Origin of the sequence: Rhodococcus sp. EPR-147 (genome assembly GCF_001647185.1) — a bacterium.
Lineage (GTDB): Bacteria > Actinomycetota > Actinomycetes > Mycobacteriales > Mycobacteriaceae > Rhodococcoides.
The window spans coordinates 1-7,750 of sequence record NZ_LVCU01000081.1; the positions used below are offsets into that span (position 1 = coordinate 1).

Below are 7,750 nucleotides of genomic sequence, written 5' to 3' on the forward strand. Positions count from 1 at the left end.
CGCGAGAAGATCACTCAGGATGCGGTGTCCGTCCTGCTCCGTCACCTGCTCCAGATCGCAGTTGAGGGTCACCTCGATGCCCGACGCGCCGCCGTGGTCGATCACCGACGCGGTCAGCGCAAGACCTGTGCGTTCACGGGTCGACAGCACATCGACGGGGCGACCGAGAAACTCTGCGGCCGCACCGGTTCCTCGCGCATCGTCGACGATCACCGCGGTCTCGTACATCGCACCGACACCGGCGGTGACGGCATCATTTGGATCATGTTCGTGCACATCGGATTCGGCCCCCGTTCGCAGAGCGCTGTGCATCGACTTCAGCAGAACGTCGACATCGGCGGGCAGTCGCACATCCAGCGTGCGGGTTTCGATGTACATGCCGGGCGCATCGTCGTGGCCCGCCGGACGGTGTTGTCCCACACTGCCGAACCGCACGTGCGGAGCGGACCGGCCGAGCAGCAGTGCCCAGCCGGCGTGGGCAAGTGATGCCAGAGTGACACCGCGTCGGGCGGCGGCCCGCCGGAGTTGCCGAGCAGCCCTCGGTTCGACAGAGCGGGTCAGATCGATGTTCCCGTGGCCCGCCGCGGGTGCGTCCGGATCGAGTGGCGGCAGCAGCGTGGCCGGGGAACGGTCGAGAGAGGGGGGTCTTTGCCGATTCGCCGATACCACCATGTGCAGGAGCATCCGGTGATCGGCGTCCGTCGGCACGGGGCGATCGAAATAGTGATCGTTTACGTGCTGCAGCAGCATTCGGACAGTCCAGCCATCGGCGACGAGATGATGGAAGGTCAGGGCCAGCGCTCCGTTCGAGATGGTGGCCCGAAAGAGCGCCGAACCGTGGGCAAGAGAATCGACTTCGATCCCGGCATCGAGGGTGTCGGACACGAAGACCGGTTCGGCGTGCGCTCGCACCACCAGGATGGGATCGGCGAGCCCCTCCCATACGATGTCGCCGCGTAGAAGGGGCATCACCGCGACCGCGGATCGGACGGCTGCGCACAGGCGGTCGAGCTCGACGCCGCCCGGCAGTCTCAGGACGATCTGCTCGACGTACGCAGCAGCGGGATCGGAACCGCTGCGCAGGTACATCGCCTCCTGTACCTCGGTGAGCGGCGCGAGGGCCTCGACAGGCCCGGAAGCAAGTACGTCGTCGATCGTGTTGCCGCGCAGATCGATCGCACACAGTCCTGCCTCGACCGCAATAGGCCGGGCCGTCGTCGCGGCTGTCACCGCCGCGACTATCGCATCCGCCACCAGTTCCGCCGAGTCCCCGTCCACGTGTTCGACCGCCACGACGAATTCCCCGCCTCTGAACCATGCGTCGATCTGTACGGCGCCCGGTCGCGCAGCGTGCGCGGCACGCAGGTGCCCCTCGCCGTACGCGCCCGCCGAGCCCGTCCGATCGGCGTCGAGTCTCCCGACGTAGTTCACGCCGACGTGTGGACGCAGTCCCGGGCACGGATCCGACCCGAGGACGTACCGCAGGACAGTGGGCAGCTGGCCGGTTGTACCGAGACACGTTCTCCTTGCGCGGATCTCGGAAATCTGCTCGCCCGGTGTCGCGGGGTGCACCGGAACCGCGGACAGTCCGGTGAACCACCCGACGGTTCGGGTGAGATCGATACCCTCCGCGTCGAGCTCACGTCCGTGCGTCTCGACTTCGACGACGACCGGCGATGCGCCTGCTGTCTCGGCATACGCCGTGACCGCCGCCGACTGCAGGATCTCCTCGACGCTGGCACCGATGGCTGCCGTCGCCGCGTCGATCACCGCGGCGGGAACACTTCGGTGCACCGAGACCGCGTCGCCCTCGGTGCCCGGATCGACGCGTCCGGCATCAGCGCCCGTCGGCCTCAGTCCTCGATAGGCCGCGCGACATCGCTCGTACGCACCGGGCGCGCTTGCGTCGGACGCCAGCCATTGCACCCACTCGTGAACGCTGGTGCGCTCGGACGGAAGACGAGCGCCGTCGTTGCCGTGAGCGATGGCCTCGATCAGGTCGCCCGCAACGATGTGCAGGGACACGACATCCATGACGAGGTGATGCGCCAGCACGATGATCGTGGCCGCACCCGAGTCCATCGCTCGGACGACACCGAAACCGATCGGTGTGCCGTTGTCGATGCCGACTCGGCCGGTCAAGCGGTTGAACACCCGCTTGCACGCGTTCGTCACTTCGTGTTCGACCGTGTCGAAGAAGAACAGAACAGGGCATGCCTCCGTGAGAATGAACTCCCGAACCGAGTCCGTTTCTTCGAGTCGGACTCGAAGCATGGGGTGTACGCGAAGCACCTCCGCTACTGCCGCGTCCACGTGGGCACTGTCCGGCAGGAAATCCAGATCGAGCCGAATTGCCATGTTCCACTGTGCGATCGGCTCGCTCGACACGCGATCGCTGAACCAGTGCACTGCCGGCGGTAGGAGTCGGCTGCGATTCGGCTGGGTACCGTCGGCCATGGCAGACGGGTCGACGGATGCGGTTGCCACCAGGGCATCGACGGTGCCGTCGGCGAGGGCTACCCGTACGTCGAGTACGACACCGCTGCGCCGCACTATCGCCGACAGTTCAAGCGCACGCAGCGAATCGCCTCCGGCGGAGACGAACCCGATGTTTCGATCGGTGACTCCGAGAACCTCCCGCACCGCCGAGGTGACGATCCCGTCGATGTCGGCGGCGTCGCCGGGGTCACCCACGGCTGAGGTACCGGCGAGAATCCGAGTCCGCAACGCGACGTCGTCCACTTTCCCGTTTCGGGTCAGCGGCAACTCGGGGACCACGTGCACACGCGACGGCACCAGATGAGCAGGCAGGGTGGTTCCCATTGCAGCACGAACGGACCGGGCGTCCCTGTCTCGAACCACGACAACGCATTCGATGCGCACCGCCACACCGTCGCTGGGTGCTACGAGCAGTGCGCGCGCCGAGACCACGCCGTCCACTGCAACCGCCGCGGTCTCGATCTCGGCCGGATCGACTCGGTATCCTCGGACCTTCGCCTGACGGTCGACCCGGCCGACGAACGTGATGGAACCGTCGGCAGCCCTGAACCCCAGATCTGCAGTGCGATACATCCGTTCGCCCGCCGATGCTCCGGTGACCGAGTTCGGCCGGAACGCATCGGCCGTACTTCGGGGGTCTCCCAGATAGCCTGCGGCCAGAATGCCGGTCAGCCAGATCTCGCCGATCACGCCGTCGGCGACCTGCAGCAGATCGGGGCCGAGGACCGCCGCACCGCGGCCCGGCTGCGACGTGCCGATCGGGAGTGGATCGATCGCCCGGCCGTCGACGCGGTGGGCGAGCGCCGTCACCACCGCCTCTGTCGGGCCGTATGCGTTCCAGAGCGCCACCCCGTCCGGTACGCGAGTTGCCCACGCCGGCAACGCCTCTCCACCAACGATGACCGTGCGCACAGCCGGGGGCAGCGCAGCGGAGGTGAACTGGGTCCAATAGCCCGTGGGCGGGTTGAACACGGTGACGGCGAAGTCGTTCAGGAACTGTGCGAGTTCGGTCGGCGCAACGATGTCCTTCGGTCTGCCCACCGCCGTTGCGCCGACATACAGTGCACCCAACAACTGTTCGAGCGACGCATCGAACGCCACCGAGCCGAACACCAACACGACGTCGGTCGGCCGATAGTCGAAACGCGAGCACGTACCGAAAAGATGGCGAGCAAGTGTGCCGTGCTCCACAGCGATCACCTTGGGCTCACCGGTGGTGCCGGACGTGAAGATCAGGTAGGCGAGATGATCGGCCGAGCTCGCCTCGGACCTCGGCGGCAGCGCCACGGTCGACCGCACCGCCCGCCCGCCCGGCACCAACGACCAGTGCGAACCGGATCGGGCGAGCATGGCGTCGATTCGCTGGGCCGGAAGGTCGTCGTCGACGACCAGCCAGGCGGCACCCACGGTCGCGATCGCGAGAAGCGTACGGGCCAGCGACACGGACGCCGGTGCGTGCACGGCCACCACGTGCCCTGGCGCGACGCCGACCGCACGCAACCGAGCCGCGTCGTCTCGACGAAGCTCGTCCAGTCCGGCGTAGGTCGAGCGGACGCGACCGTCGACCAAGGCGACCCGAGCGGGATGGTTCCGCGCGTTCTCGGCGAATCTCTCGACCATCGAAACCGATTGTTCGACAGCGTGATCGATCTCTCGATGCACGGGGGCGGCGAGGATCTCCGCCACCGGAGTATCACCCGTGGCAGTGGCCAGCCCCGACAGCACGGCTCGAACTTGTCGAGCCACGGCTCCTGCGGCTGCCGGCGAGACCCTCGTGGTGTCGACGTGCAGATGCAGCGCGCTCGTCGGCCATGTCCGGTACTGCAGAACCAGTGCGAACTCAGTCTGTTCGACGAGCTCCACCGATGCCGTCTCGATCCCTGGTCCGAACGAGAGCGCCGACGGATCGAGCGGATAGTTCTCGACGACGACGAGGGTCTCCGGTGTCCACCCGGTGGCAACAGGTCCGTCCATCGCGGCGGCCACCTGATCGGCGACCAAAGCACCGAGGTCGGCGAGTTCGGTGACGTCGGTCCACGTCGAGGCGATCGGGTCGATCCGCACGAACATCCCCACCGCGCGATCCATCCCGGGTGTACCGATGTGACGGCCGCTGCCGACCATGCCGTGCTCGACGGTCTGCATTCCGAAGACACTTCCGAGCACCAACGACCACACCGTGTTGACCAGTGCGGCCTCCGTGATGCCGAGTCGGTCGGCCACGACATCGAGATCGACTGGTGGAGTGATGGTGTGGGCCCGGGTGGCACCGAGTTCGAGCTCCGTCGGCGAGGTGAGCCTCTCCACCAGAGGGCGTGCACTCGATCGATGGGCGGCAACGGACTTGTCCACCGACGACTCGAATCCGGCTTGCCTTTCGCCGACGTCGCCCGAGCGATACGCGGCCGCGAGGCCGCCGACTATCACCGGAAGGGACCAACCGTCGGCGATTGCGTGGTGATGAGTCCACAGGACCCGCACACCTTCCGCGTGAGGCGCAATCAGCACCCGCGAGAGCGGGTCGACCGGCAGGGTGAAGCCGCGCGCACGATCTTCGGTCAGCACGTCGGTCCAATTCACGACCTCGTGGCGGACGTCGATCGGAACGGTGCCTGCTCGTCCGGTGTCGAGGGTGAGGTACGGGGCCGCAGTGGCGTGCGCACCGAGGACAGGGAAGGCGTCGAACACGGCTCGCCACGCGGCGGCGAGCCGGACCACGTCGACATCACCCGACAGTTCGAGCACCAACTGCTCCACGTAGACCCCCGGGGACGATTCCTGCGCGGTCTGCAGCAGCATCGCTCGTTGAGCACGGCTGGTGGCGAGCGCATCCGTCCGATCGCCGATGGGCCGGACCGAGGGAACCACCTCCGGTCCCGCGACGAGCGACAGTTCGCGTAGCGGTACCGGTGCCAGAAGTCGGCGAGGTGACAGCTGCACACCCCGTCGGTGCAGAAATCCCACGACCCGCATAGCGGCGATCGAGTCGCCGCCGTGCTCGACGAACGTTCGACTCGCGTCGACGTCTCGCGACAACGCATGCCGAACCGCATCCAGGAGTAGGCCGTCGGCGTCGGTCGAGGGCACATCGGCTGCATCGCGCTCGGTCGTCGGGACCGCGACCTCGGACAACAATGCCGCAACCGCACGCCTGTCCACCTTGCCGTTGACATTGCGCGGGATGGACGCGACGACCCGCACAGCGCGCGGCGCGAGATGTGCAGGCACCTCCTCGCGAATGCGCGAGAGCATCGCTTCGACATCCACGTCTGCGAACACGGCATCGTCGACGGCGATGACGAGGTCGCGGCGTCCACCAGGCCCCGTCGCGACACCCGCCACGCACTGATGCCCGGTGATTCGACGCACCACCGCTTCGACCTCGCGCGGTTCGATACGAAACCCGGAGATCTTGAACTGCTCGTCGACTCGGCCGTCGAACAACAGCCGACCGTCGGATCCGACCCGCACTCGATCCCCGGTTGCGTACACCCGCCGTCCGCCGGTCCCCCACGGATCGGGCCGAAACTTGTCGGCCGTTGCGCGCGGGTCGCCGTCGTATCCGTACGCCAGTGTGCCGGTCAGGTGAAGTTCTCCTGGTGTGCCTGCCGGGACCGGGCGACCGGACTCGTCGACCACACGAGTACCGATACCGGGGACTGATCGCCCGATCGTGACCGGCTCACTCGCCGCGACGTGATCGGCGGTCGACCAGATCGCACTTTCGGACGGGCCGTACTCGTTGGTCAACGTGGCACCGGGAAGTCTCGCTCGGTGTCGATCGACCAGAGCCTCGGTGCACTCCTCGCCCGCGACGATCACCTGTCGCAGCGAGAACAGGCTCGTGGATTCATCGAGCAGGGCCTCGTACAGCGACGGGATGGCAAGTACGTGGGTGACACCCCGATGGGCGACGATATCGGCCAGTTCTGCGGTCGAGCGCGGTTCCCCGGTGTCGACGAGCAACAGCTCACCGCCCCGCACCAACGTCCAGAACAGACCGGCGTATGCACTGTCGAACGACAGCGACGACAGGTGCAGAAAGCGTTGCGGCTCTTCGTCGTACACGACATCGCGGGCAGCCGTGGAGTACGCCAGAGCTGCGCGACCGACGAGCACCCTTTTCGGCCGTCCGGTCGATCCCGAGGTGTGAACGGCGTATGCAGCACGCGTCGGAGGTGTGCGGTCGGGTATCGGAAGTGCACCGGCCGTGGAACTCCCGACCGCACCGCCGTGTTCGATGACGGCCCCTGCGAACGTCTCGGGAATCGCGCCCCAAGTACCGGTAGCGACGACGACCACGTCGATGCCCGCGAGCATGATGTCACGGCGCTGCTCGGGATACGTCGGATCCACGACGACGAAAGCGTTGCCGGACAACATCACCCCGAGCATTGCGGCCACGGCGTCGGGCTCTTTCGGCATCGACACGGCCACGATCTCGCCCCGTCGACCGCTCAGCAGACGGGCCACTCGACTCGCCGAATGCCACAGGTCTGCGTAATTCAGCCGGTCCGAACCGGACGACACTGCGAAACGGTTGGGGTGCGAACGCGCGATGTCTCCGATTCGTGCGATCACATCGGCAGGTGGCGGGGCAGGCTCGCGATCGGCCGGATGCACCCAACCCGAACCGAAGCGACCCGGTTCGACGAAAGCGATGGACGCCGGTCCCGATATGCGCTGAAGATCGTCTCGGATGTGTTCGGCGATCAGCACTGCGGCACGGTGATGCCGCGGTCCGAAATGCACTGCACAGACATATCTTTGGTGCACCAGTCCGACCTGGAATCTCAGATCGAATTGGCCGGTCTGAGAGGGCACCGGATACGGGTTCGCCCGATAACCCGACAGATCGAATTCCCATCGATCGCCGAGAACGAAGGCAGTGCCGAACGCCAGATGTGACGGCTCGTAGAGAAAGGTGGTGCGAGTCAGGTGTGCCGGTTCGTCGGCGTACTGTGCGTACTCCGAGAGCGGAAGACGTCCGTGGCGCCTGGCACCCGCAATGGCCGCGCCTGCTGCCAGCAGGTCGTCGTCGAACGAGAGCCCCACACGCGAACGCGCCACTGCGAGTTGGGTGAAGCTGCCCAACGTCGTCAGATGTCGTTCGTCGCGCTGCAGCACCGGCATTCCGACAGCGATGTCGGCGGCGCTGGAGGTCGAGACAGCGGCGAGAGCGCGCTGGAAGGCTGCGAGGAACAGTGCGGCCGGCGACACACCGGCGGACTTCGCATGTGCGCGAAGAGCG

The 7,750-nt window shown here is 66.8% G+C and carries 1 protein-coding gene; it reads right to left on the reverse strand.

All coding sequences use genetic code 11. From position 1 onward, the window contains the following. Nucleotides 1–7,750 (reverse strand): non-ribosomal peptide synthetase (locus tag A2J02_RS04305; protein WP_156516082.1); only part of this gene is annotated, 7,750 nt, incomplete at both ends.